Consider the following 24,961-nt stretch of genomic DNA (forward strand, 5'->3'; position numbering starts at 1 on the left):
TGACGCGCAAGCTCAGTCCCGAGGCTGCGAAAAATTCCGATCTGGAAAAACTGACTCTGGATGAAAAGACTTTCCGCAGCATGCTCAATGACGATGCAATGGCGACGGAAAAACTGGCGGAAGGCATACGCGCATTTTGCGTGGATGCGGTGAAACTGGATAAATTGATAGAAGCCTTGCGCTAGGCATCGCTGGATTCACCCACTTCCTGGGGATGAGCGCTCCTGGCAGGCACTCATCCACCGCGGCACATTTTCAGCGGCTGTCCCGGTCCTCTGCAAAAAAGAATGCTGTTAGTCAGACGGGGGGCATGATGGGGAAAAATCGGGTCGAAGCATTCAGCGATGGCGTGATTGCCATCCTGATCACCATCATGGTGCTGGAATTGAAAATCCCGCACGGCGAGACGCTGGATGCACTGAAACCGCTGATCCCGGTATTCCTCAGCTACGTTCTCAGCTTTGTCTATCTCGGCATCTACTGGAACAACCACCATCACATGCTGCACACCTGCGAAAAGGTCACAGGGGCCATGCTGTGGGCCAATCTGCATCTGTTGTTCTGGCTGTCGCTGATTCCCTTCGTCACAGGCTGGATGGGCGAAAATCATTTCGGGCCGATGCCATCTGCGATTTACGGCGTGGTCTTGCTGATGTCCGCCCTCGCCTACTGGATACTCGAACGCCTGATTATCGCGTCACAAGGGCCGCAATCGCTGTTGAAACGCGCCGTCGGCAAGGACTGGAAAGGCAAGCTCTCGCCTGTCCTTTATGCCATTGCGATTCCGGCTGCATTCTGGCTGGAGTGGTTATCGATATCCCTGTACGTCTTCGTGGCTATCATGTGGCTGGTACCGGACAAGCGTATAGAGCGTGTTCTCGAACGCAGAGAGTAACTGCGCTCCTGTCTGAAGGACGATGGCATGAAAAATGCGGATCGGATTTCACTACAAGAGTGAAGCACGATCCGCATTTTCATAGGGAAAATACTAGTTAGCTCTTCAACGCATCCGGCACCTTGCCGCCGTTTTCTGCCAGCTTGATCATGACCTGTTTGTGCAGCCAGATATTCATAGCAGCGGAATCGTTGGTATCGCCTGAAAAATGCAACTCTTGCGCCAATGTTTTACGTGCAGTCAGGCTGCTGTCGAGATCAAGCAATTTCATCAGATCGACGATCGAGGTTTTCCAGTTCAGCTTTTGCGAATTTTTTGCGGCCATCCCATTCAGAATAACTTCTACATCGATCTGCTGAATTGATGCAACGGCGGGCGTAGCGGCGGCAGCAGCTGGCGTTGCTGCCGGCGCGGCTTCAGTGGGTGCCGGAGCGGCGTGTGAGGACGGGAAAATCTTGCTGAAAATCGTGCTTAGAATACCCATGGTCTGGCTCCTTTAGAGATAACTGCTGTTGAAAATCCTCGACTCATCCTTCTCTGAAGGATGAGTAAGTATGATGAGACGAAGTCCTATTTAAACAGACTTGCACACATTCAAATGTAAAGATTTCTAAACTTTTCAGTTTCTCCCGATGACTCGAACAGCTTGGGAGCAATCACCGGCAACCTGATTGGCGTACCGTCGGCAAGCGCATGCTGCCTTATCGTACGACCATCATCATGCTTTCGGCAAGGTCACGCCATGCTGCCCCTGATACTTGCCGCCCCTGTCCTTGTACGACACTTCGCACACTTCATCGCTTTCAAAGAACAATACCTGCGCACAGCCCTCGCCTGCGTAAATCTTCGCAGGTAGCGGCGTCGTGTTGGAAAACTCCAGCGTCACATAGCCTTCCCACTCAGGCTCGAAGGGCGTCACGTTGACGATGATGCCGCAGCGTGCGTAGGTCGATTTGCCAAGGCAGATCGTCAGCACATTGCGCGGGATGCGGAAGTATTCGATCGTGCGTGCTAGTGCAAACGAGTTCGGCGGGATGATGCAGACGTCGCTTTTGACATCGACAAACGAGTTTTCATCGAAGTTTTTCGGATCGACGATAGTGCTGTTGATGTTGGTGAATATCTTGAATTCATCGGCACAGCGAATATCGTAGCCATACGACGAGGTGCCATAGGAAACGATTTTCTGTCCATTCGCCTGACGCACCTGTCCAGGCTCGAACGGTTCGATCATGCCGGTTTCCTGCGCCATGCGGCGTATCCATTTGTCAGATTTAATCGTCATTTTTTCGGTGAAAAGGATGGTTATTGTGGAGTTTGCGCAATTTTACGCGAAATAGATGGCCATTCCATGATTTGAAGCAAGGATAAGGCGTCAGCGCTGCATGGTTTCCCAGACTTTTTGCAGTCGCTTGGCGGAAACCGGCATCGGCGTACGCAATTCCTGCGCAAACAGCGACACGCGCAATTCTTCCAGCAGCCAGCGGAACTCGGTCATCTTCGGATCGCCATGACGCTCCTTCAATGCCCGTTGCCACGGCGCGGCAGCCTGCTGCCACTCGGTCATTGCACGTACATCGCGCGTGGGATCGGCACGCAGTTTATCGATACGCACGTTGATCGCTTTCAGATACCGCGGAAAATGCGTGAGGTTGCTGTAGTCGGTTTCGGCAATAAAACGTTTGCCAACCAAACCTTGCAGCTGCGACTGAATATCAGTGACGGCCTGCGCATGTGCTTTCACGGTTTGCAGTTTCTTCGGCAAGGCATGGTATTCCGTCAGGATCAGGCCGAGCAGGCGTGCGATTTCGTTGACGAGCAAACCGAGACGCGATTTCCCTTCATCCTTGCGTGCATTGAATTCCTCTGCATTCTTCGGCAAGGGTTCCTGCAGGCAGGCGCGCTCCAGTCCGGCATTGATGATCTGTTCGCGCAGTTCTTCCTGCGAACCGAGCGCCATGAATTGCATGCCCATCTGCTGCAAACCGGGAATGTTCTTTTCCAGATATTTGAGCTGCTCTTTCAACTGCAAAGCCAGCAGGCGACGCAAACCTATCCGATGCACGCGTGCCGCTTCGGCAGGATCGTCGAATACTTCCAGGTCGCAGTGCGCACCTTTATCCACCAATGCCGGAAAGCCGATCAGCGTCTGTTTGCCTTGCTGGATTTCCAGCAGTTCCGGCAATTCGCCGAAGGTCCAGCCGGTCAGGTTTTGATGTGTGGTCGCATTGACTGCCTTGCCCGCAGCTACGGTGCCTGACTGTGCTGCAAGGACTTGGCCCGTCGTTTGCATTTTGCCGGTGGCGGAAACGGCTTTGCCTGTACCTGTCGATTGACCCACCAGGCTTCCTGCCAGCGGCATCGCCGTCTGCTCTGCAATACGCTGGAAACTTTCCCTCGCCTGTCCGCCGAATTCTACGCGCAAGGTCGCGAGGTTGCGCCCCATCTCCAGTTGGCGGCCATGCTCATCAATCATCTTGAAGTTCATGAACTGATGCGCAGGCAGCGTTTCCAGCTTGTAGTCGGTGCTCTTGGTCGCGATGCCGGTTTGCTCACGCACATCGGCGATCACAGCATCCAGCAGACTGCCTTTGCCGAATGCGTGGGCTTCGTGTATCCGGTCGCAGAAACCGGCGGCGAAATCCGGCAGCGGCACGCAGTGGCGGCGCAGTTTTTGCGGCAGCGATTTCAGCAGCAGATGCACTTTCTCCTTCAGCATGCCGGGTACCAGCCATTCGCAGCGATCGACTGAAACCTGATTCAACGCATACAAGGGCACTGTCAGCGTGACGCCATCGCGCGGCGTACCGGGTTCAAAGTGATAGGACAGCGCCATCTCGACGCCGGCGACATTCATCATCTTGGGAAACAGCTCGGTGGTGACGCCGGCGGCTTCGTGCCGCATCAGATCGTCGCGATTCAGATACAGCAGTTTCGGTTCTTTTGCCGTCGCGTCCTTGTGCCACTTTTCGAAACTGATGCCGTTGTGAATATCGGCCGGAATCAGCTTGTCGTAAAACGCAGCGATCAATTCATCATCGACCAGCACATCGAGGCGACGCGATTTGTGTTCGAGGTTTTCAATCTCGCGTATCAGCTTGTTGTTGTGTGCGAAGAACGGCGCACGCGTATCGAAGTCGCCGCCGACCAGGGCATCGCGTATGAATATCTCGCGCGCGTCGGATGGATTGATCAAGCCGTACTGAATGCGGCGCTGACTATAGACGACCAGACCGTATAGCGTTGCGCGTTCGTACGCCGACACCTGTGCTGTGCGCTTTTCCCAGCGCGGCTCGCCGTAGGATTTTTTCAGCAGATGGCCTGCCACACGCTCCAGCCATTCCGGCTGGATCTGCGCGATGCAGCGCGCATACAGACGCGTCGTATCGACCAGTTCTGCCGCCATGATCCATTTGCCCGCCTTCTTGATCAGCGATGAGCCCGGCCAGATGTGGAACTTGATGGCGCGCGCGCCAAGATAGTGCTGCTCCTCTTCTGACTTGAAGCCGATATTGCCGAGCAAGCCGGTCAGCAGCGCCGTATGCAATTGCTCGTAGGTTGCCGGTGCTTCATTCAAACGCCAGCCCTGCTCGCGCACGATGGTCAGCAATTGTGTATGCACGTCGCGCCATTCACGCAAACGCAGTTGCGACAGGAAGCTGGCGCGACATTCTTCCTGCAACAGGCGATTCGATTTTTTGTGTGCGATCGCATCCTCAAACCATTTCCAGATTTTGAGATAACTCTGGAATTCCGATTTTTCATCGGCAAACTTCTTGTGCGCATTATCCGCTGCCGCCTGCGCTTCCATTGGACGATCGCGCGGGTCCTGCACCGACAAGGCAGCGGCAATAATCAATACTTCGGTCAGGCAAACGTTATCTTTAGCCGCCAGGATCATGCGCCCTACGCGCGGGTCCAGCGGCAGACGTGCCAGTTCGCGACCCAGTTTGGTAAGACGATTCTCGTCATCGACTGCACCCAGTTCCTGCAGCAATTGATAGCCGTCGGCAATCGCGCGGCCTAATGGCGGCTCGATAAACGGGAAGGTTTCTACATCCGCGAGATGCAAAGACTTCATCCGCAAAATAACGGAGGCCAGCGACGAACGCAGGATTTCCGGCTCGGTGAATTTCGGCCGCAGCAGATAATCCTGTTCGTCGTACAGACGGATACAGACACCGGCAGCGACGCGACCGCAACGACCGGCGCGTTGGTTCGCCGCCGATTGCGCAATCGGTTCGATCTGCAACTGTTCGACCTTGTTGCGATAGCTGTAGCGTTTGACGCGTGCCAGACCCGCATCGACCACGTAGCGTATGCCGGGCACGGTCAGCGAGGTTTCCGCGACGTTGGTCGCCAGCACGATGCGGCGCGCATTCGACACCTTGAACACGCGCTCCTGCTCCTGCGCAGAAAGACGCGCGAACAATGGCAGAATTTCCACATGCGGCGGGTGATGCTTGCGCAAGGCTTCGGCAGCATCGCGAATTTCGCGCTCACCCGGCAGAAACACCAGCACGTCGCCCGAACCTATGCGCGCCAGCTCATCGACTGCATCGACGACCGCATCCATCAGGTCACGCTGACCGCGCTCCCTGGCCGCCAGCGCCGAGCGTCGCGCCTGCGCCGCATCCGAAGTTGCGTTTGGATTTGGCGCCGCCGCATTCTTGTCAAAGGCTTCAACCGGACGATAGCGCACTTCAACCGGGTACATGCGACCGGATACTTCTATCACCGGCGCCAGCTTGTCGCCTTTGCCAAAATGCCGCGCAAAGCGATCCGCGTCGATGGTCGCCGAGGTGATGATGACTTTCAGGTCGGGACGCTTGGGCAGCAACTGCTTCAGGTAACCGAGCAGGAAGTCGATGTTCAGGCTGCGCTCATGTGCCTCATCGATGATGATGGTGTCGTACTGCCGCAGCAAGGGATCGGTCTGCGTTTCCGCCAGCAAAATACCGTCCGTCATCAGCTTGATCCACGCGCCCTTGGTCAGCGTATCGTTGAAGCGCACCTTGAAACCGACGTGTTCGCCCAGTGGCGAGCCGATTTCCTGCGCAATCCTTTTGGCCGTTGACGAGGCCGCAATCCGGCGCGGTTGCGTATGACCGATCAGGCCGTTCAGTCCACGCCCGAGTTCGAGGCAAATTTTCGGCAACTGCGTGGTCTTACCAGAGCCGGTTTCACCGCTGACGATCACAACCTGATTGGCCTGAATGGCGCGCGCGATATCCTCGCGCTTGCCGGAAACCGGCAGCTCTTCAGGAAAAGTAATGACGGGCAGCGGATTGCGTAATGTAGTAACAGCAGCAGTAACAGCGGACGGCGCGGCGACAGTCGAGCCATCGCGCGCAGGACGATTACGGGCAACAGCGGGACGATTCTGCGTAGCGGCAGGATTTTTTGGGGTGGATTCTGGAGCGGACATGTAGAGCGGAATTATACAGAGCAGTGTCGTATTTCGTCCCTGAATCGCGCAATCGAAGCCTGTTGCTATGGTTATAATGTGCCTCATGGAAAATCCTGAACAATTCGTCCAGTGGCTGCGCTCGGTCGCGCCGTACATTCACGCCTTCCGCGGCAAAACCTTTGTGGTCGCCTTTCCCGGCGAACTGGTCATGGCCGGTGCACTACCGGTGCTGGCGCAGGATTTGTCGCTATTGCATGCGCTCGGCATCAAGGTCGTGATCGTGTACGGCTCGCGCCCGCAAGTCGAGGAACAGCTGGCGCTGCGGAACGTGGAAGCGCGTTTTCACAACGGCTTGCGCATCACCGATGCGGCGGCGCTGGAATGCGCGAAGGAAGCTGCCGGCGAATTGCGTCTCGATATCGAAGCGGCGTTCAGCCAAGGCTTGCCGAACACGCCGATGGCGCACGCAGCTATCCGCATCATTTCCGGCAATTTCGTTACCGCACGTCCGCTCGGCATCGTCGATGGCGTCGATCTGGAATTGACCGGTGTGACGCGCAAGATCGCTTACGAAGCCATCCACCCTATTCTGGCTGCCGGCGGCCTGGTGCTGCTGTCGCCGCTGGGCTTTTCGCCAACTGGCGAAGTCTTCAATCTGACAATGGAAGACGTGGCGGTATCGGCGGCCAAGGCGCTACGTGCCGACAAGCTGATCTTCATTACCGAAACGCCGATGATGATAGACAAGACCGGCGCTGAAATCCACGAACTGTCTTCACATCAGGTCGATGCCGTGCTGAATTACGATTGCGTGCCTGCCGATTCGGCTTTTTATCTGCAGCACGCGGTGCAGGCCTGCAACGGCGGCGTCCCGCGCGCGCACATCATCCCGTTTTCCACCGACGGTTCAGCCTTGCTGGAATTGTTTACGCATGATGGCGTCGGCACCATGGTTTCCTTTGAAAATCTGGAAAGCCTGCGCGATGCCACGATTGAAGATGTGGGTGGCATTCTGAAGCTGATCGAACCGCTGGAAGCCGATGGCACACTGGTCAAGCGCGGTCGCGAACTGATCGAACGCGAAATCAATTACTTCTCGGTCATCGAGCATGATGGCGTGATTTTCGGCTGTGCGGCGCTTTACCCTTTCCCTGCTGAAAAAATGGCAGAGATGGCGTGCCTGATCGTCAATCCGGAAGTACAAACGCAAGGCGACGGCGAACGTCTGTTGAAGCATATGGAAAACCGCGCACGCGCTGCCGGTTTGAAAAAACTGTTTGTGCTGACGACACGTACCGCGCACTGGTTCCTCAAGCGCGGCTTCGTTCCGGCTACCGTGGACGACCTGCCGAAAAACCGCCAGCAAATGTACAACTGGCAGCGCAAATCCCTGGTTTTCACAAAAAATCTATAATGGCATCAGTTCAATACGCCGTTGCTCATCGCTGAGCGGCGGCATCAACTCAACCGGCTTGTGTAACAGCTACACAGCGGGCAATACAAAGGATAGCAACATGACACGCATGGTTCACTGCATCAAACTCGACAAGGAAGCCGAAGCACTGGATTTTCCGCCGTATCCGGGCGAACTCGGCAAACGTATTTACGAAAGCGTATCGAAAGAAGCATGGGCAGCCTGGCTCAAGCATCAAACGATGCTGGTCAATGAAAACCGTTTGAATCTGGCCGATGTGCGTGCACGCAAGTATCTGGCGACGCAAATGGAAAAACATTTCTTCGGCGAAGGTGCGGACGCAGCACAAGGTTACGTACCGCCAACAGAATAAGAGGTCTCGTCTTTGGCGACGATCATAAAAAGCCCGTCTGATAAATCAGGCGGGCTTTTTTAATCCATTACCCGGCTTCAGAAAAACCGGATTTTCCCAGTCTCTACATCCAGCATTGCACCAATCACCTTGACCTGGCCTTTTTGCGCCATCTCACGCAACACCGGACTCTTGTCCAACACTGCTTTGACATTCAGCTTCACATTGTTCTCTGCGACTTCATCGACAAAGTGATGATTCTTCGATGAGCGGTCACTGCCATGCACGTCCGGCGTCATGTTGACTGCAGGACGAATCTTGTTCAGCAGTTGCGTCAGATTGCCCAGTTCCGCAGCATCGCATGCACCCTTAACGCCACCGCAATGCGTATGACCGAGAACGACGATCAGTTTGGTTCCCACAACTTTGGAGGCATATTCCAGGCTGCCGAGAATATCGTCATTGACGACATTGCCCGCCACACTGGCAACAAACAAATCGCCCACGCCTTGATCGAATACTTGCGCTGGCGCCGAACGCGAATCGATGCAACTCACAATACTCGCCAGTGGAAACTGGCCATCGTGACCGGTTGCCTTCACCTGCGCCGGCAAGTCGCGCTTGATGGCATTCCCGGATACAAAACGTGTGTTGCCATCCTTGAGCGCTTGCAAAGCCTGATCTGCACTCATTTGAGTCAATTTCGCCTTGGTCATGACAGCCGGATCGGCTGCGATGGTAGCGGATGGTTGATGTGCGCAGGCGAACAAGGCCATGCTCAAGACCAGCACACTTGCAGAACGAGCCAAATGAAAAACCTTGCGAGGCAAGGCACCGGATACAGAAGAATTATGTTTCATTGATAAGCGCTCCATGATTGAACCCGCCGCGCAAAACAGCGCGGTATTGTTTTTTAGTTGATTTTTTCGACGACAGAAGGTTGGCCCAATGTCCGAATTGTCCGCAAAAAAATGAGACGATCAGATTAACATCAGTATTATCAAAAAAGCATGTTATTTATCTGGAAGCATGTGTGTGCATTCGCGCCAGCAATAAAAAAACCGCCGAAATATCGGCGGTTTTTTTGAAAAGTGATTCCGTCTCCTGGCTTCAGGGACGCGCTATCGGCTCTATCCTGCGTTCATACAGGGAAGTCGTCGCCTTCAGAATTTCACGCAACAGCACCAGGAAGCTGCCAACCAGGCACAACATCGCCAACACAAAAAATGTCGCAATGAATTTGGATAGTTCGATGCTCAATGCATCGCCGATAAAAAGCGAAATGATCACCAGGCTGACCATCAGCGCACATGCGGTACTCAGCGTAATGGCACGATTGATCAAGTGCGCGCGTGGATACAGGGTAACCAGCTCCGCTTTCAAATCCGGGTGATGGATGGGATCAACGGTACGCAACTTTTCTTCTAACACACGCGAGCGATCGGTAATCCGGCCCAGACGATTGGTCAGCACCATCAGATTGGTGCCGACGCCGGTCAGCAGGAACACGGGAGCCACCGACAATTGAATGATGTGGCCAATATCGCCGACTTGAATTTCCATAGCTTTTCTAGAGAGTAAACACGAAATAAAATATATAACAATCGGGCCTGCGTTGCCTAGAGCCGATTGCGTCATCATACGCGTATTGCACAGCAATATACATGCCCGGGGAAAACTTCCCCAGCCTGAAAATCATCCGGAATTACGTCGGCCCGCGTGCTTATTTTTTAGGCTGTTCGCCACCCAGAGCCTGCACCAGATCGGCCAGCATGCGGCCCAGCTCGCCGGTCATCAGCATCACATCCGAATCGAAGCGCTCGTCATCGTTTTGTGCCGTGGTATCGGTGTTTTCCTTGATGACATCCAGCGGGGCAACGCGCTTGATGGTCAGCGACTCAGTCAGCACGAAGGAAATCTTGTCGGCCCAGGACATCGCCAGCCGTGTGCATTGCTTGCCGGCAGCGATATGACGCTGCACATCTTCGGCTTCCAGCGTATGACGCACATAGCGCACAGTCGCCTTGCCCTCGCCGGTGGAGCGCAACTCGGTGTCCTGATCGACGGTAAATCCGCTCGGCGCTTCATCCGTCAGCAGCCACTGCGTCATCGCCGTCACCGGCGACTGCACGACGTGCAGCGTATCCAGCGGCAGCTTGTCTACCGATTTGATCAACAGCTTGATCACTTCATCGGCTTTTGCCGGGCTGCCGGCATCGACTACCAGCCAGCCGTTGACCGGATCGATCCAGACCCAGGTCTGGCGCCAGATGCTGAAGGCGCGCGGCAGCAACTCGTCGGTGACGTCTTCCTTGAGTTCCTTCATCTGCTTGCGGCCGGGCTTGAAACCCTGCTGCTCTTCGATTTCGGCAGCCTTGATCTTGGTGACTTGATTGATCACGGTGGTCGGCAGCAATTTCTTTTCGGTGCCGAGCAGCAGCATGATTTGTTTATTCAGAGAATAAACCAGCGCGCCGTTTTCGCGCGGCGATACCCAACCCTGGCTTTGCATATCCAGACTGCTGCAAGGCTGGAACGCGTGCGGTGCAAGATCGGTTTCCAGCTGTTCGGCAGTAATGGCCCATGGCGCAGGAAGACGGTATATCTGAAGATTCTTGAACCACATGGCTAGTCCCGAAAAAAAAGGGGCTATTCTACACGCGCCCTCATGCAGAACTGCATATAAAATTCACGCAACGTGCCGCGCAGACCGTTACATTTGTAGTGGCAAACAGCACTGTAGCCTGCGCGGCAGCAGGTATAATACCCAGCACGCAATCTCTGCAGGCACTGTGTTCCCGGAACAAAGTTACCCTTTAGAAATTGGCTAGAAAATTTCAAGGCAATCCAGCATCATCAACTACCGTTTCCATGTCCAAAAGCTCATCTCGCAAACCGATTGAAATCAAGATTTCCACCGTTGTCGCCGTCTCCGCAATTTTGCGCGAAGTCGATCTGGGCGTACTCGACGCCGCCATGCAGGAAATGACCGGCGGCAATGTTGATTTTTTCGAAGATGAGTTCACCGTCATCGATATCGGCGCACTCGCAGCAACCCATCCAGCGATAGACTGGCATGCCATCACCACGCTGCTGAAGGCATATCGCCTGAACGCCGTTGCCGTGCGCAATGCCACGCCGGAGATGGAAGCCGATATCCTCGCGCATGGCCTGAGCCTGGACGGCCCGCTCAAGGTGCCTGCGCCAGCGGCAGAGATAAAAGCATCGGCACCGGTGCAGGCTGAAATAGAACTCGACAGTGCCGACGTTGCGGTGGAAATAGCGCCGGCAGTACAGCAGGCGGCACAGCAAGCAGCTCACGCTGCGGCACCCGCGCAATTTGCCGCCAACACCATGATCGTCGATACGCCGGTGCGGGCCGGCCAGCGCATCTATGCGCGCGGCGCCGATCTGATCATTACAGCTGCCGTCAACAACGGCGCCGAAGTCATCGCCGACGGCAGCATACACATCTATGCGCCCTTGCGCGGCCGTGCACTGGCTGGCGCCAGCGGCAATATCGAAGCACGCATTTTTACTTTAAGCATGGAAGCAGAACTGGTCTCGATCGCCGGCATGTATCGCACGTTTGAGGATGGCTTTCCGGCAGACCGCAAACAGCAAGCCACGCAAGTCCGGCTGGTAGGCAATCGTATCGACATGCTGCCTATCAAGGCAGCGGCATAAATTCAATTATTTAACGAAAGGGGTTTCCTTTGGCAAAAATCATCGTTGTAACGTCGGGTAAAGGCGGCGTCGGCAAAACCACTTCGAGCGCAAGCTTTGGCTCCGGTCTGGCGCTGCGCGGACACAAAACCGTCATCATCGATTTCGATGTCGGCCTGCGCAACCTCGATCTGATCATGGGTTGCGAACGCCGCGTGGTGTACGACCTGATCAATGTCGTCAACAAGGAAGCCACGCTGAATCAGGCGCTGATCAAGGACAAGCATTGCGACAATCTGTTCGTCCTGCCGGCTTCGCAAACGCGCGACAAGGATGCGTTATCGGAAGACGGTGTCGAACGCGTGCTGCAGGATCTGGCCGCCATGGATTTCGATTTCATCATCTGCGATTCGCCGGCCGGTATCGAACACGGCGCCGTGATGGCGCTGACTTTTGCCGATGAAGCGATCATCGTCACCAATCCGGAAGTGTCTTCGGTACGCGATTCGGATCGCATCCTCGGCATCATCCAGGCAAAATCGCGCCGTGCACAAAACGGCGGCGAACCGGTCAAGGAACATTTGCTGATCACCCGCTACGTGCCGAAACGCGTCGAAGCAGGTGAAATGCTGTCTCACACCGATGTGCAGGAAATCCTGCGCATTCCGCTGGTCGGCATCATCCCGGAATCGGAATCGGTATTGCATGCATCAAACGCCGGCAATCCGGCGATTCATATTGAAGGTAGCGAAGTATCAGAAGCGTACAAGGATGTCGTATCGCGCTTTCTTGGCGAAGAAGTTCCACTGCGCTTTACCGACTACGAAAAGCCAGGTTTCCTGCAAAGAATTTTTGGGAGTAAGTAATCATGGCGCTTCTGTCATTTCTGTTCAACACGAAACCAAAAACCGCATCCGCCGCCAAGGAGCGCCTGCAAATCATCATTGCGCGCGAACGCAATGGTCGCGCAGGCCCCGACTTCCTGCCTGCCCTGCATCAGGAATTGATCGCCGTGATTTCGAAATACGTGAAGGTCAATCCGGATGACATCAAAATTTCACTGAACAGCCAGGGCAATCTGGAAGTACTGGATGTCAATGTGGTGCTGCCGGATGCGTAAAATCTTCCGCTGATACATCCCTGCGCAGTTCCCGGCACACGCCCCGCGTGATTCGGGAACTGCCGCTCCCTGCTGTAAAAGCGCATATGCATCACGCGCTGCAAGATACCGTATCATTTCACATCGCTCATTTTTTTCAGGAACACTCATGAAAACCAAAGCCGCCGTCGCCTGGAAAGCAGGACAACCGCTGACCATCGAAGAAGTCGAATTGGGCGCACCGCGCGAAGGCGAAGTGCTGGTCGAGATCAAGGCCACCGGCATCTGCCATACCGATTACTACACACTCTCCGGTGCCGATCCCGAAGGAATCTTCCCTGCCATCCTCGGCCATGAAGGCGCCGGTGTCGTCGTCGAAGTCGGCCCGGGCGTCAAAAGCCTGAAGAAAGACGATCACGTCATTCCGCTGTACACGCCGGAATGCCGCGAATGCAAATTCTGCCTGTCGCGCAAAACCAATCTGTGCCAGAAAATCCGTTCTACGCAGGGCCGTGGCCTGATGCCGGATGCGACCAGCCGTTTCTCGATTGACGGCAAGCCGCTGTTTCACTACATGGGCACATCCACGTTCTCCAACTACATCGTGGTGCCGGAAATCGCACTGGCAAAAATTCGTGAAGATGCACCGTTCGACAAGGTTTGCTACATCGGTTGCGGCGTCACGACCGGCGTCGGCGCAGTGTTGTTTACTGCAAAAGTGGAAGCTGGTGCAAACGTGGTCGTGTTCGGTCTCGGCGGTATCGGCCTCAACGTGATTCAAGCTGCGAAGATGGTCGGTGCCGACAAGATCATCGGCGTCGATTTGAATCCGGCACGCGAAGCGATGGCACGCAAGTTCGGCATGACGCACTTCATCAATCCGAGCAAGGTTGAAAACGTGGTCGATGCCATCGTCCAACTGACCGACGGCGGCGCTGACTACAGCTTTGAGTGCATAGGCAATGTGCACACGATGCGCCAGGCACTGGAATGCTGTCACAAGGGCTGGGGCCAGTCTATCGTGATCGGCGTGGCCGAAGCCGGCGCAGAAATCAGCACCCGCCCATTCCAGCTGGTCACCGGCCGCGAATGGAAAGGCTCCGCCTTCGGCGGCGCGCGCGGCCGTACCGACGTACCGAAAATTGTCGACTGGTATATGGAAGGCAAGCTCAACATCGACGATCTGATCACGCATACATTGCCACTGGAACGGATCAATGAAGGTTTCGATTTGATGAAGAGCGGCGAATCAATCCGTTCGGTTGTGATTTACTAAATTTGCGGGGAAGAAGTGGAACTCATCAGTCAGCATAAATGCTTTAACGGTATTCAAAGCTTTTACAAACACGAATCGACATCGACCAGCTTGCCGATGACGTTTTCAGTCTATGAACCGCCACAAGCGAAACTGCACAAAGTACCGGTGCTGTTTTATCTGGCCGGTCTGACCTGTACCGACGAAACCTTCATGATCAAGGGCGGCGCACAACGCTATGCTGCTGAACACGGCATCATGCTGGTCACCATGGATACCAGCCCGCGCCGCACCGGCATCAAGGGTGCGGGAGAAAGCTGGGACTTCGGCCACGGCGCAGGTTTTTATATCGATGCCACGCAGGAACCATGGTCGGCCTGCTTCCGCATGGAATCCTATGTCGTGCAGGAATTACGCAACATCATCATCAACAATTTCCCTGCACGCGCTGATCGTATCGGCGTATTCGGGCATTCGATGGGCGGCCACGGCGCATTGACGCTCTCATTGAAATATCCGGAGATTTACAAATCGGTATCCGCTTTCGCGCCGATCACGGCACCGACTGAAGTACCGTGGGGACAAAAAGCGTTTTCGGCTTATCTGGGGCCTGATCAGTCAAACTGGTTGCAGCACGATGCAAGCGCGTTGATGCGTACGCGCAAGACCCCATTCCCGCAAGGCATCCTGATCGATCAAGGTCTGGACGATCAATTCCTGGATGAACAGTTGAAACCGCATCAGTTTGAAGCAGCATGCTGGGCGGCAGATCAGCCGCTGACGCTGCGCCGTCATTCCGGCTACGATCATAATTACTATTTCATTTCAACCTTCATGCAGGATCACATCGCGTTTCACAGCGCCATCCTGAATCAGTAACTACGATGGGCCGAATCTGCAGCATTCAAAGTGCTGCAGACAAATAAAAAGGGATTCTGCAACAAGGCGATTTACTCGCCTCCCTGCGAAATCCCTTTTTGTTATCCGCGTGTTGCGGATAAGCCTTCTTCAAACTTTAAAACTCTTCCCATTCATCGCCGCCAGCTGCAGGTGCTTTAGGCGCTGCAGCTTTCTTCGATTCCGTCACTGCCAGCGATGAGGATGACGAAGATTTTTTAACCGGCGCAGCAATCGGTTTGTGCATGGCGGTCGATTGCACGGTACGCGGCGCAGCTGACTGTGTTACCGCATAGCCACTGCCAACGCGGAACACACTGACAGCTTCTGCCAGATTCTTGGCCTGATCCTGCAGGGATTCTGCGGCGGCGGCGGCTTCTTCCACCAGTGCAGCATTCTGCTGCGTAACCTGATCCATCTGGCTGACAGCCTGATTGACCTGCTCGATACCGTCGCTTTGCTCCTGGCTGGCAGCGGTAATCTCGGCCATGATGTCGGCGACGCGTTTGACGCCATCGACGATTTCATCCATCGTGGTACCGGCTTCTGCCACCAATTTGCTGCCTGCATCGACCTTCTCAACTGAATCGCCGATCAAGGCCTTGATCTCTTTTGCCGCGGCAGCCGAACGTTGCGCCAGATTGCGCACTTCCGTTGCCACCACCGCAAAGCCGCGACCCTGCTCGCCGGCACGTGCTGCTTCAACAGCAGCATTCAAGGCCAGAATGTTGGTCTGGAATGCGATGCCGTCGATGACGCCAATGATGTCGACAATTTTCTTCGCCGAGTTGTTGATGGCACCCATGGTATCGACCACTTGCGACACCACCGCACCGCCCTTCACTGCAACCGTCGAAGCTGCCACCGCCAGCTGATTTGCCTGACGCGAGTTATCGGCATTCTGTTTCACGGTCGATGTCAGTTCTTCCATCGAGGAAGCGGTTTCTTCCAGCGAACTGGCCTGCTGTTCGGTACGCGAGGACAGATCCAGGTTGCCGCTGGCAATTTCGCTCGATGCAGTTGCAATCGTATCGGTGCCAAGGCGAATCTGTGAAACTGTGCGCACCAGGTTTGCCTGCATGCGACCCAATGCGCTGAGCAGCAGTCCTGGTTCATCCTGCGTTGCCGCCATATCGCTGCGCGCTGTCAGATCGCCTTCCGCTACCGATTCGGCCACTTTCAGGGCTTCATGCAAAGGACGTGTGATGCCCACTGTCAGGCGCCATGCGATGAGCGCACCCAGCAGAATCGCGATCACAGCGCCTATGATCAGTGTCATCCGGCCGGACACGTAATCGGCAGTGATCGATTCGTCTGCCAGTTTGACTTCGTTTTCATAGTAGCCAAGCACGTCTTTTACGCTATCAACGTAAGCATCCAGTGCCGGCACCATTTTTGTGTCGATCATCTGATTGGCTTCAGTGATATCGCCGCTGGCCTTGACCGCAAGAATCGACTTGCGGATATCAATGTAAGTACTACGTTTTTTGGCTACTTCGGCAAACAGCTCTTTTTCCTTGTCGCTATTGATGCGATCTTCAATACTTTTTTGAATCTCGGTAATCTGTTTGCTCTGTGCGGTAATCGCTTTCTGGAAGAATTCCTGCGCTTCCGGATTCGATGCCTTCACCAATGCCAAAGTACGCGACGCGTTGACGCTGGTTCCCAGCAACCAGTTTTGTGCTGATTTTTGCATACCCAGCGAATCATCCACCAGGTGACGGCTCGCACCGTTGATGTTTTCCAGACGCATGATGCCGGTGGCACCCATAGCCGCGACCAACAACAGGATCAAACCGAATCCCAGCCCCAGACGAGTACCTATTTTCATATTTGCGATGCGCACGGTGTTTTCTCCAAAATTGTTTTTTTATACTCAAGCATTGTTGCTATTTCATCAGAGTGTCCATCATGCAAGCGACATTCTGAAAATAAAACTGACATCGCAAAAGCTGTCATACGTTTGTCATATAACGGCTACTAATACACAAGCTTGACGGTGAATGAGCGATAAATCGAAAAAATAAACAGGGATTTAAAAAAAGCTTGAAGACATGCATTTGCTTCATCGTGCAGGTTGACAAAAAACCGGCGAATCCGCCTTTCAGCAATCATCGTTGAACGCTTGCAGCTTGCGTCTTCAGTGTCTCTTGTTCTATTTTTTACAGCGTATCGCTATCCGTCGGGCTATTTATATCCATCTTTTTATTCATCGAAGATGAGCAATAAATAAGAGGGAGCAATGTTGCTGGCCGGAACTTTACACCCGATTTATCCAAATAAACAGATCAATGAAACCATACATTGACAAAAGGGAATCAGGCGCAAGGCATGAACCCGCCAGATTGAAGTGCCTCTGCAGCGGATGCATTAGAACCGTTCATAACCTTTCAGATAACGCCATTGCCCGGCTGGCAAGCTCGCCATCGGTATGCGTGCAATACGGATGCGTTTCAGATTGAGCAGCTTCAAACCCACCATTTCGCACATGTGCGCAATCTGCCCGCGCTGCCCGGCTTTCAGTGCAAAGCGCAAGCGCGTTTCGTTTTGCCAGCTGACCTTGATCGGTGGTAAAGGCTTGCCATTGAAATTCAAACCATGATTCAGCAATGCCAAACCATTCGGTATCAAATCGCCGCTGACTTCCGCAATGTATTCCTGTTCTACCGTTGCCGCATCATCGACCAATTTGCGCGCGACATGCCAATCCTGCGTGAAAACCATGAGGCCGCTGGCGTATGTTTCCAGCACATCGGCAGGCTTCAATTCGCTGGTATGTTTTTTCAGAAAGCGTATGCCGGAACGATCTTCCGCATACAGGTTTTCCGGCGTGATCAGTCGCAAGGCGGCATCTGCATCGAGGCCGGCCGGCTTGTGCAACAGGATAGTGACGGGGGTGATCGCGACCAGAGTCGCATCGGGGGAAAGCTGAATCGCCTGCTGTGCGGAAACGCGGTGACCGGGCTCTTCAATCACCACGCCGTCCACCGTCACCCAGCCGCCTTCAATATATTGTTCGGCTTCGCGACGCGAACAGGGCACAGCGTCGGCGACGCGCTTGGCGAGGCGTATGGAATCGGTCATGTGCTGGCAATCTGAAAAAGATGGGTATTGTCAGCCTGCCGCACATCTATCGCAAGCGTTTTAGCGCCTGCGTCGCACATCTTCACGAATGACAGAGTGCGGCCTCGCCTCTGCAGATAAATATCTGATTTATGCAGTACAGCTTGGTGCGCACATCAGCTTGCGCACCAGACCTGGCCTACTGGCTTAGGCGGCCTTGCTGTCGACTGCAGCGGCTTTCGGTGCCAGGCTCACGTTCCCGGAAGGAATGCCTTCGCTTTCCCATTGATCGAACTGGGCCATCACGGCTGCGTATGTTTGCTGGCTGATTTCAGGCAGTTTTCCACCCAGCATTTCCGTCGCCTGCTTGAAGCCTTTTTCAACTGCTGCACGCACTGCCGCCAGTTTCGCAGGATCGTCACCGATGGAAGCCTTGGCAAAATTCAGGATGCGTTCGGCAACCTGGCGCACACCCATTTCACCATCTTCGGCAATCGCAGCCTTGGCTTTTTCTATAGAGGCCGCATCGGCAGTCAGTTTTTGTTCGCCACTGACTACTTTGGCGATATCCAACCCTTGCTGCTCGATCAAAGGCAGGATCAGATTGATGATTTCCTGTACCTTGCGATTGGACTCTTCCAGCAGGGTCGCGATATCCGTGCGCGTTTGCGCAATATTAGTACGCGGGTTCGGGTAAGTGGCAGCATCCGTTGCCTGCTCGCCCAGCGTTACCTTGTCACCAGGCGGGGCGTCGTTTTTTTCGGTTTGGCGCGGCTGATTTTCGCGAGTGGATGCGGCAGCGGCAGGTATCGTGGCAGGGCGTGGCGCGCTGTTTGCGATGTTGTTTGCAATGGTGGTCATGATAGATCCTTATTTGTATATCAAGCTGATCCTGAAAAATGATCGCATTGACAACATCATTGATGAACTTGCCACGATCGTATTAGGTATATCGGCGCGAAAATGAAAAAGCTGAGTATTGTTTACATTCCGTTAACAATTGTTTTCTTTTAAGACAACTTTATTTCACGTTCAGAAAAGTGAATCAGGCTTATCGCAAGCCCGCTATCGTCGCCATCGGCCAAAGCTGTCATACTGTGGCCTTCTTCGCCAACGGCGACATGACAGCCCCTTCCGGCCACGTCATTTCCGATATTGCATTCCATGAGCACTCAGCCAAAAAATCTGTTTTCGTATGCCGTCAAACGTTCGCCCAAGGGCAAGACGGTGGCACCTTTCCTGCCGATGTCACGTGCCGAGATGGATACGCTCGGCTGGGATAGCTGCGATGTGATTCTGGTGACCGGCGATGCCTACATCGATCACCCAAGCTTTGGCATGGCGCTGATCGGACGATTGCTGGAATCGCAGGGATTCCGCGTCGGCATTATCAGCCAGCCGGATTGGCTGTCAGCCGAACCGTTCCGCGCACTCGGCAAACCGAATCTGTATTTCGGCATCACGGCCGGCAATATGGATTCGATGGTCAACCGTTATACGGCCGATCGAAAAATTCGCTCCGACGATGCATACACGCCGCACGGCGAAGCCAACAAGCGCCCGGATCGCGCGCTGACCGTCTATTCGCAGCGTGTGCGTGAAGCCTATCCCGGCGTCAATGTCGTCATCGGCAGCATCGAGGCCAGCCTGCGTCGTATCGCACATTACGATTACTGGTCGGACAAGGTGCGCCGTTCGGTGCTGCCGGATTCCAAGGCAGACATCCTGATCTTCGGTAATGCAGAGCGTGCACTGGTCGATCTGACGCATCGCGTCGCGGCAGGCGAACCTATCTCGTCCATACGCGACCTGCGCGGCACGGCCTTCATGGTGCCATCGGGCTGGAAACCGACACCGGAATGGGTGGAGGCGAACTCCACGCGTGTCGATACGCCAGGCAAAGTGGAAGCGCATCCCGATCCGTATGAAATGAAGATGAAAAATACGGAAGGCTGCAAAACCGACGATGCTGATTCAACAGTCGTAGCAGCACCCGTCGAACCCGCCGTCAAAGTCATCAAGATCATGAGCCGCGAAGAACGTCGCGAAGCCGAGAAGGAAGTGCGCAACAAGACCGTCGTGCGCCTGCCCTCCTATGAGGTGATCAAGGACGATCCGGTTTTGTATGCGCATGCATCGCGCGTATTCCATCTGGAATCCAATCCCGGCAATGCACGCGCTCTGGTGCAGGCACACGGCGAACGCGACGTCTGGCTCAATCCGCCGCCGCTGCCGCTGGCGATGGATGAAATGGATGGCGTCTACGACATGAACTATGCACGCGCACCGCATCCAAGCTACGGCAAGGCAAACATTCCTGCGTGGGAAATGATTCGTTTCTCGGTCAACATCATGCGCGGCTGCTTCGGCGGCTGCACCTTCTGCTCGATCACCGAACATGAAGGCCGCATCATCCAGAGCCGTTCCGAACCATCCATCCTGCGCGAAATCGAACTGATACGCGACAAGACCAAAGGTTTTACCGGCACCATTTCCGATCTGGGCGGCCCGACCGCGAACATGTATCGCCTGGCATGCAAGGACAAGCGCATCGAGGAATCATGCCGTCGCCTGTCCTGCGTCTATCCAAGCATCTGCTCGAATCTCGGCACCGATCACAGCAAGCTGATCCAGCTGTATCGCAAGGCACGCGCGATTCCCGGCATCAAAAAAATCCTCGTCAGTTCCGGCCTGCGTTACGACCTGGCAGTACGTTCGCCGGAATACGTGAAAGAACTGGTCACGCATCACATCGGCGGTCTGCTGAAGATCGCGCCTGAGCATTCGGAAGAAGGCCCGTTGTCAAAGATGATGAAGCCGGGCATGGGTGCTTACGACAAGTTCAAGGAACTGTTCGAGAAGTATTCGAAGGAAGCCGGCAAGGAACAGTACCTGATCCCCTACTTCATCGCGGCGCATCCAGGCACCACCGATGAAGACATGTTGAACCTAGCTCTGTGGCTGAAGAAAAATAATTTCCGCCTCGATCAGGTGCAAACCTTCATGCCGACGCCGATGGCACTGGCAACGACGATGTATCACACACGCAAGAATCCCCTGCGCAAAGTGACGGAAGATTCGGAAGCAGTCGAGACCGTACGCACCGGCAAAATTCGCAAACTGCACAAGGCCTTCCTGCGCTATCACGATCCGGACAACTGGGAAATGCTGCGAGAAGGCTTGCAGCGCATGGGGCGCAGTGATTTGATCGGCAGTGGCGAACATCATCTTGTTCCACGTCATGATGCCGGCAACCGCAGCCTGGCAATTGCCGAACGCCGTCGCGAAACGCCGGGACCAAATCAGCTGGCCAAGAAATTCGGCCAGAACAAACCTCGCCCAGGCGCTGCAGTTCAACGTACACCGGTTGCGCGCAGTACGACTGGTCGCGTCATCGTTGCTGCAAAACCTGCACGCAAAGGTATGCCAATTACAGCAAAAGGCGGCCGCAAATAAACGTTGCGGCTCGTCCGTTTTGTAGCTGCCTGTACTTTGATATTTTGATCCAGATCATTGGATAGCAAAATTCATTCATCTTTTTATTCGCAGCTGTAAAAAATCCTGTCACCCTACCTGATTGTCTATTTTCGGTTATTCTTCCGCCAAAGTTACCGCGCTTGATCAGGCGGAATATCGATAGAGGATCACCAATTGAGCAATTTATTCACGCGCCGACTCGCGCTAGTGGCAAGCGATGCACATCGCAGCTTGCTGGGTCAGGGACGCCGAGGCATAGAACGGGAAACCCTGCGCGTCGATATGCAGGGGCGTCTCGCCATCGATCCGCATCCGCCTGCGCTCGGCTCCGCATTAACCAATCCGCAAATCACCACCGATTACTCCGAATCCCTGCTGGAGTTCATCACTCCTGCAGAACATGATGTCGCTACCGCACTGGACGAGCTGGATCGCATTCATCGTTTCACCAATGCCAAACTGGAGCATGAATTATTGTGGAGTCAGTCCATGCCGTGCATCTTGCCGGATGAGGCAGATATTCCCATCGCCTGGTATGGCAACTCGCATATCGGCATGATCAAGCACGTCTACCGGCGCGGCCTTGCACTACGCTACGGCAAGGCCATGCAATGCATCGCCGGCCTGCACTATAACTATTCGCTGTCGGAAGATTTGTGGCGCGTATTGAAGAAAGACGAAAACAGTGCGTCAGACGACAAGACCTACCAATCCGAAAGCTATATTGCACTGATACGCAATTTCCAGCGTTACAGCTGGCTGCTGATGTATCTGTTCGGCGCATCGCCGGCGCTGGCTACGCATTTTCTGCGCGGCCGTCAGCACCAACTGGAAACACTATCCGACGATACGCTGTACCTGCCTTATGCGACCAGTTTGCGCATGAGCGATCTCGGTTATCAGAACAATGCGCAAGCCGGCTTGATGCCACCGTATAACGATCTGGAAAGTTATATGCGCAGCCTGTCGCGCGCGGTGCGGCAGCCCTATCCTGCCTACGAGGCGATCGGCACCCGGCGCGATGGCGAATGGATACAGCTCAATACCAATCTGCTGCAAATCGAAAACGAGTATTACGCCACGATACGCCCCAAACGCGTGATCAACAGCGGCGAACGGCCGGTCGAGGCGCTATGCGCGCGCGGCGTGCAATACATCGAAGTGCGCTGCATGGATATCGACCCGTTCGAGCCTCTCGGCATCAGTCTCGAAACCTCACGCTTCCTCGACGCCTTCCTGCTGTTCTGTGCGCTGGATGAAAGTCCGTTCACGGATGAAGCCAGCAATCGCGAGAAAACGGAAAATTTCGCACGTACCGTCAAGGAAGGACGCAGCCCCGGCTTGCTCCTGCAACGCGATGGAGCACCGATCGCATTGCAGGATTGGGGCCTGGAACTGCTGGAGAAAATCCAGGCAGTCGCCAATGTACTGGACGCCACCAGCAAAGATGAACAGCATGCGCGTGCACTCGCCACGCAAAAAGAAAAACTGCTGCATCCTGAGTTGACGCCTTCCGCACGGGTGCTGGCGGAACTGCAAACGACAGATAAATCGTTCGAGCAATTCGGCCTGCGCCAGAGCATTGCGCATGCCCAATACTTCCGTGCACGTCCATTGAGCACGGAAGAAAATGCGTATTTCAATACGCTGGCGCAGAACTCCATTGCCGAGCAGGCGGAGATGGAACGCACGCAGAGCGGAGATTTCGATGCTTTCGTTCTTGCCTACAGCACAAGAACGCCACAGCAACTGTGTGACTGATTTTTTCCGCACGCAAAAAGCCTGCATATCTGACTGGATATGCAGGCTTTTTTCATGCTCTCCGGCATTCATTCCTGATTACGTGCGAGACGCGACAGTAGTGACGACCCCTCACTACAACGGCAGATCGGCATCAAGAATGTTGATACTCATAAATATTTTTCCTGAAAACCGCATTAAGGAACTGTGTTCGTTAGCGTACAGACCGTCCCCATTGCATCTCGGTAATCTTGCTCCATCGACGCGCCTTGCTGCTATGCGAAACGTCGGCAGCTGACTTCATGCCTTGTATGGAGTTGCAGCATTCAGATAGTACGCAGCGCCACTCAAACGAGTATCGCCTGCTGCAAAGATAAATCAACTGGAGAAAATGATGAATAAATCAAAATGGATCACCGCATTGTTCGCCGCCATGATGCTGACCACAGTCGTTGGTTGCGCATCAACGGATAAAAGAGAAGGGACAGCCGAATATATCGACGACAGCCTCATCACCACCAAGGTAAAAGCGGCGATCTTGAATGAACCTGGTTTGAAATCCACTGAAATCAATGTGGAAACCTTTAAGGGCACAGTGCAGCTGAGCGGCTTTGTCAGCGAAAAACAGGATATCGCCAAAGCCGGCGCAGTGGCGCGTGGCGTCAAAGGCGTACAAGCGGTGAAAAACGATTTGCGTTCAAAATAAACACCAGCCGGAGAAATCGCCACGGTGATTTCTCCGGCTGTTATTGCCTTCCCGCACACGAAATCGAGGGCAATAACAAAACGATTGTTAACAAATGCGCTGATTTTTTCCTGCGTCAACGCATTCACGCTGACTGCGTTATATTTACCTGCAACAAATAAATTGCTGCGCCGGGCACCAAAGTGCCATGCCGCAATCCAACTATTGCGTTTGTCCGATTGATTGTGAATAGCATCAGATGCTCCAATCGGTAGTGAACGCATCATTTAAATAAATTCTCATAAGGAAACCGTCATGCGCACATTAATGATCGGCAGTCTTGCCGCCGTATTGGCCCTCTCCGGCTGCGCCAATATGTCTGAAACAGAACGCGGTACCGCACAAGGTGCCGGCATAGGCGCAGGCTTGGGCGCTTTGATCGGCGGCGTGGGTGGCGGCTCGAAAAACATCGCGGGCGGCGCTGCAGTAGGCGGCATACTCGGCGCAGTCGCCGGCAATGTCTGGTCGAGCAGAATGGAAAACCAGAAACGCGCAATGGAGCAGGCCACCCAAGGCACCGGCGTCCAGGTTACCCAGACTGCCGATAACCGTTTGAAACTGGATATCCCCAGCGATATTTCGTTTGCGACCGGCCGCTCGGATATCAATTCCAGCTTCCGCCCTATCCTGGATCGCTTTGCTACCGGCCTGGTAGACAATCCTGCGGCTACCGTCACGATCATCGGCCACACGGATAGCACCGGCAGCGATGCCATCAACAACCCGCTGTCATTCGATCGCGCCTCGCGCACGCGTGACTATCTGGCAGGCCGTGGCGTGGCGCCACAACGTATTCATGTAGATGGTCGCGGCAGCCGCGAACCGATCGCCAGCAACGCCAACGAAGCCGGCCGCGCACGCAATCGCCGCGTTGAAATCTACGTGGCGGAGCAGCAAGCTCAGCAGCCGCAACAGCAACAGCAACGATATTAATTTTGCTGTAAAACG

At 54.5% G+C, this 24,961-nt stretch carries 21 protein-coding genes and 1 pseudogene; 13 read left to right on the forward strand and 9 right to left on the reverse strand.

The features are described from left to right. Together ABWP27_RS06010 and ABWP27_RS06015 are read left to right on the forward strand one after the other, a co-directional pair. Positions 1-185, forward strand: a pseudogene (locus ABWP27_RS06010) (transaldolase); the annotation flags it as partial. Positions 186-313: 128 nt separating this feature from the next. Continuing rightward, a complete protein-coding gene (locus tag ABWP27_RS06015; RefSeq protein ID WP_353154788.1) occupies positions 314-895 on the forward strand; it encodes a TMEM175 family protein in 582 nt (193 codons plus the stop codon). A gap of 97 nt (positions 896-992) precedes the next feature. Here the strand turns inward: ABWP27_RS06015 and ABWP27_RS06020 are convergent, their stop codons facing one another. From ABWP27_RS06020 to hrpA, 3 genes are all read right to left on the reverse strand, one after another. Then, positions 993-1,379: a DUF3597 domain-containing protein gene (locus ABWP27_RS06020; RefSeq protein WP_353154733.1), complete on the reverse strand. Its 387-nt coding sequence runs from the start codon at positions 1,377-1,379 to the stop codon at positions 993-995. A gap of 234 nt (positions 1,380-1,613) precedes the next feature. Beyond that, a complete protein-coding gene (dcd, locus tag ABWP27_RS06025) occupies positions 1,614-2,180 on the reverse strand; it encodes a dCTP deaminase (protein ID WP_353154736.1) in 567 nt (188 codons plus the stop codon). Between the two features lie 90 nt (positions 2,181-2,270). Further along, positions 2,271-6,323, reverse strand: coding sequence for an ATP-dependent RNA helicase HrpA (gene hrpA / locus ABWP27_RS06030; protein ID WP_353154739.1), 4,053 nt, complete (start codon positions 6,321-6,323; stop codon positions 2,271-2,273). 85 nt (positions 6,324-6,408) lie between these two features. Here hrpA and argA point away from each other — a divergent pair, with 85 nt between their 5' ends. Together argA and ABWP27_RS06040 are read left to right on the forward strand one after the other, a co-directional pair. Then, the gene (argA, locus tag ABWP27_RS06035; protein WP_353154742.1) at positions 6,409-7,719 is read left to right on the forward strand and encodes an amino-acid N-acetyltransferase; all 1,311 of its coding nucleotides are present in this window, start codon (positions 6,409-6,411) and stop codon (positions 7,717-7,719) included. A 100-nt stretch (positions 7,720-7,819) separates the two neighbouring features. Continuing rightward, entirely contained in the window at positions 7,820-8,092 is a 273-nt protein-coding gene (locus ABWP27_RS06040) for an oxidative damage protection protein (protein ID WP_011870593.1), read from the forward strand. A 77-nt stretch (positions 8,093-8,169) separates the two neighbouring features. Here the strand turns inward: ABWP27_RS06040 and ABWP27_RS06045 are convergent, their stop codons facing one another. From ABWP27_RS06045 to ABWP27_RS06055, 3 genes are all read right to left on the reverse strand, one after another. After that, positions 8,170-8,880, reverse strand: coding sequence for a carbonic anhydrase family protein (locus ABWP27_RS06045; RefSeq protein ID WP_353154746.1), 711 nt, complete (start codon positions 8,878-8,880; stop codon positions 8,170-8,172). A gap of 301 nt (positions 8,881-9,181) precedes the next feature. Continuing rightward, the gene (locus tag ABWP27_RS06050; protein ID WP_353154749.1) at positions 9,182-9,634 is read right to left on the reverse strand and encodes a DUF2721 domain-containing protein; all 453 of its coding nucleotides are present in this window, start codon (positions 9,632-9,634) and stop codon (positions 9,182-9,184) included. A 160-nt stretch (positions 9,635-9,794) separates the two neighbouring features. After that, complete coding sequence (locus ABWP27_RS06055; RefSeq protein ID WP_353154752.1) at positions 9,795-10,697, reverse strand: recombination-associated protein RdgC; 903 nt, start codon at positions 10,695-10,697, stop codon at positions 9,795-9,797. Positions 10,698-10,942: 245 nt separating this feature from the next. Here ABWP27_RS06055 and minC point away from each other — a divergent pair, with 245 nt between their 5' ends. From minC to fghA, 5 genes are all read left to right on the forward strand, one after another. After that, complete coding sequence (gene minC / locus ABWP27_RS06060) at positions 10,943-11,758, forward strand: septum site-determining protein MinC (RefSeq protein WP_353154755.1); 816 nt, start codon at positions 10,943-10,945, stop codon at positions 11,756-11,758. A 29-nt stretch (positions 11,759-11,787) separates the two neighbouring features. After that, positions 11,788-12,603, forward strand: a complete 816-nt coding sequence (gene minD / locus ABWP27_RS06065) for a septum site-determining protein MinD (protein ID WP_353154758.1) — start codon at positions 11,788-11,790, stop codon at positions 12,601-12,603. Positions 12,604-12,605: 2 nt separating this feature from the next. After that, positions 12,606-12,857: a cell division topological specificity factor MinE gene (gene minE / locus ABWP27_RS06070; RefSeq protein ID WP_353154761.1), complete on the forward strand. Its 252-nt coding sequence runs from the start codon at positions 12,606-12,608 to the stop codon at positions 12,855-12,857. Positions 12,858-13,005: 148 nt separating this feature from the next. Beyond that, positions 13,006-14,112 (forward strand): S-(hydroxymethyl)glutathione dehydrogenase/class III alcohol dehydrogenase, encoded by a 1,107-nt coding sequence (locus ABWP27_RS06075; RefSeq protein WP_353154764.1) that lies wholly within the window; start codon positions 13,006-13,008, stop codon positions 14,110-14,112. Between the two features lie 15 nt (positions 14,113-14,127). Continuing rightward, positions 14,128-14,970, forward strand: coding sequence for an S-formylglutathione hydrolase (gene fghA / locus ABWP27_RS06080; RefSeq protein WP_353154767.1), 843 nt, complete (start codon positions 14,128-14,130; stop codon positions 14,968-14,970). A gap of 136 nt (positions 14,971-15,106) precedes the next feature. Here the strand turns inward: fghA and ABWP27_RS06085 are convergent, their stop codons facing one another. The 3 genes from ABWP27_RS06085 to ABWP27_RS06095 all read right to left on the reverse strand — a co-directional run bounded on the left by ABWP27_RS06085 (position 15,107) and on the right by ABWP27_RS06095 (position 18,912). Beyond that, positions 15,107-16,819: a methyl-accepting chemotaxis protein gene (locus tag ABWP27_RS06085; protein ID WP_353154770.1), complete on the reverse strand. Its 1,713-nt coding sequence runs from the start codon at positions 16,817-16,819 to the stop codon at positions 15,107-15,109. Positions 16,820-17,358: 539 nt separating this feature from the next. After that, positions 17,359-18,072: an rRNA pseudouridine synthase gene (locus ABWP27_RS06090; protein ID WP_353154773.1), complete on the reverse strand. Its 714-nt coding sequence runs from the start codon at positions 18,070-18,072 to the stop codon at positions 17,359-17,361. Positions 18,073-18,258: 186 nt separating this feature from the next. Continuing rightward, the gene (locus ABWP27_RS06095; RefSeq protein WP_353154776.1) at positions 18,259-18,912 is read right to left on the reverse strand and encodes a hypothetical protein; all 654 of its coding nucleotides are present in this window, start codon (positions 18,910-18,912) and stop codon (positions 18,259-18,261) included. A 303-nt stretch (positions 18,913-19,215) separates the two neighbouring features. Here ABWP27_RS06095 and ABWP27_RS06100 point away from each other — a divergent pair, with 303 nt between their 5' ends. From ABWP27_RS06100 to ABWP27_RS06115, 4 genes are all read left to right on the forward strand, one after another. After that, on the forward strand, positions 19,216-21,507 hold the full coding sequence (locus tag ABWP27_RS06100; protein WP_502905319.1) for a YgiQ family radical SAM protein: 2,292 nt from the start codon (positions 19,216-19,218) through the stop codon (positions 21,505-21,507). 195 nt (positions 21,508-21,702) lie between these two features. Beyond that, complete coding sequence (gshA, locus tag ABWP27_RS06105; protein ID WP_353154779.1) at positions 21,703-23,289, forward strand: glutamate--cysteine ligase; 1,587 nt, start codon at positions 21,703-21,705, stop codon at positions 23,287-23,289. A 373-nt stretch (positions 23,290-23,662) separates the two neighbouring features. Then, positions 23,663-23,974 carry a BON domain-containing protein gene (locus ABWP27_RS06110; RefSeq protein WP_353154782.1) on the forward strand — a complete coding sequence of 104 codons (312 nt, stop codon included), beginning with the start codon at positions 23,663-23,665 and terminating at the stop codon, positions 23,972-23,974. Positions 23,975-24,268: 294 nt separating this feature from the next. Further along, positions 24,269-24,946, forward strand: a complete 678-nt coding sequence (locus ABWP27_RS06115; protein ID WP_353154785.1) for a YiaD family glycine zipper/OmpA-like lipoprotein — start codon at positions 24,269-24,271, stop codon at positions 24,944-24,946. The last annotated feature ends 15 nt before the right edge of the window (positions 24,947-24,961 follow it).

Origin of the sequence: Herminiimonas fonticola (assembly GCF_040395855.1) — a bacterium.
GTDB lineage: Bacteria > Pseudomonadota > Gammaproteobacteria > Burkholderiales > Burkholderiaceae_D > Oxalicibacterium > Oxalicibacterium fonticola_A.